Origin of the sequence: Clostridium sp. AM42-4, assembly GCF_003480105.1 — a bacterium.
Classification (GTDB): domain Bacteria; phylum Bacillota; class Clostridia; order Lachnospirales; family Lachnospiraceae; genus Brotaphodocola.
Window position 1 is genome coordinate 1 of the sequence record NZ_QUIK01000047.1, and the last position, 1,891, is coordinate 1,891.

Sequence of the window (1,891 nt, forward strand, 5' to 3'; positions counted from 1 at the left end):
GGCTGTCGCACTAGCAAATATTTTTTGCTGGGCGGCAGCCCTGCTTTATGCCCAAATGGGGGCGAAATCGGTTGTGATTTCGCCCCCATCCCTTATAAACACAGTTCATTCCCAGACATCCCTTTCGGCATGCCTGATTTCAAACTGTTTTGTTTTCAACCATTAAAATCTATGCTGTCTTTAATGAAAAAAGATGACTCCCCGTTCTTCCGGTCTGAATCTTGCAATGAAGCTTATTGATATTTCGTCCCATCGCCAAAAGGATGCTCTCTGCCAGTGCATTTGCTTTTCCTCGGTACAGATATCTTCGAAAATTCATGTCTTCCTTTACATCAGCAAATGAACCTTCGGCCTGAATACTGCGATTCATACGGAGCATCGTTCCATACTCACTTGTGATCCGTTCCAGATCTTCTGCACGTTTTTGACTCATCGTCTTCGAGACCATCAGCACTTTATTACGTTTTTCCATAGGTGTTTTGCAGTTGTTTCCCTTGATACATTCCGTTTTATAAGGACAGCCGGTACAGTCTGGACTTCTGTAATAAGTTTTTACACTGACATATCCGCTGGCTGTTTTACTTCTGCGTTCATTTGTAACAGTCAGTTCCCTTCCATTCCGACAGATATAGCTGTCTCTGTCTGCGTGATACTCCATGTTTTCTCTTCTGCTGATGTCTTTTTTGTATTTTCGGGTTTTCGAAATCTCATAGTTCTGCGGCTTTATATAGGCGGTCTGTCCGTTTCCCTCAATGAAAAGATAGTTTTCTTCACTTTCATATCCGGCATCTGCAACGATTTCTGAATATTTAAATCCTAAGTGACTCTCCATATCTTTCAAAAAAGGGATCAGGGTGCATGTATCGGTTGGACGCGGGCTAATATCAATCCATGTGATGTATTCAGAGTCCACTCCGTGCTGGATGTTATAAGCAGGTTTTAACTGTCCATTCAGCATCGCATCTTCTTTCATTCTCATGAAGGTCGCATCCGGGTCTGTTTTGGAATAACTGTTTCTATCTCCAAGCGTATACAGTTTTTTCGTATATTCCTTTAGTTTCTCCAGATATTGATCCAGCTGTTCCAGGGATTTCTGCAACTGTGTTTTTCTACGTCCAATTCCATGCACGAACACAATTCCCTCCTGTACTTTGACGCGGCACAACTGCTTTTTTAACCGTTTTAATGTGTGGATGGATATCTGGTCATGGTATACGGTCCTGATTCCATAGAGTTCTTCGCATTCAGCCACAAAAGAAGTTAGTTTTGTGTATAACCGGGCCTGATTTTTCGTAATAGCCCGTTTCCATACAAATGTATATTTATTGGCTGCCGATTCAATCTTGGTGCCATCAATAAAAATGGTCTTTCCCGAAATCTCACCAAGAAGATAGAGCAGATCTGACATTTGGGCAAGCAGAACCTTTGCGCAGGCAGAAAAATGCAGGGAGATAAAACGCGCAATCGTTGCATGATCAGGAGCAGGCATTCCTTCAAGGAGATACATAAAGTTGATATCCCGTTTACATGCTTTTCGGATATCTCGACTTGAGTAGATTCGATTCATTGCTGCATAGATAACGAGTTTCAGCATCTGACGCGGCGTTGCCTGATTTTTTCTGATCCTGCCATAAGTTTTATATAGTTCAGAAAGGTCCATTTCCTCCACAAAGGCACTTACCAGACGAACTGGATCATCAGATGGAATAGAAATCTCTAAATCCAGCGGAAGTTTGATTTGATAATACAGCGAAAATGAGGTATAATCCCTCTGTATTATTTTGTTTAGTCGCATAAACTGATTATACCACGAACGCCGGGCTTTTCGAAGCTCGGCGTTTTGTGTTGGATATATAAAATGAGCTGCCGCACGTTAGTGCGACAGCCCCTT

1 protein-coding gene is annotated in these 1,891 nt (G+C 42.2%); it reads right to left on the bottom strand.

Going from position 1 to position 1,891, the window contains the following annotated elements:
• Positions 1–169 precede the first annotated feature (169 nt).
• Entirely contained in the window at positions 170–1,795 is a 1,626-nt protein-coding gene (locus tag DW922_RS17225) for an IS1182 family transposase (RefSeq protein WP_118721457.1), read from the bottom strand.
• Between the last annotated feature and the right edge of the window lie 96 nt (positions 1,796–1,891).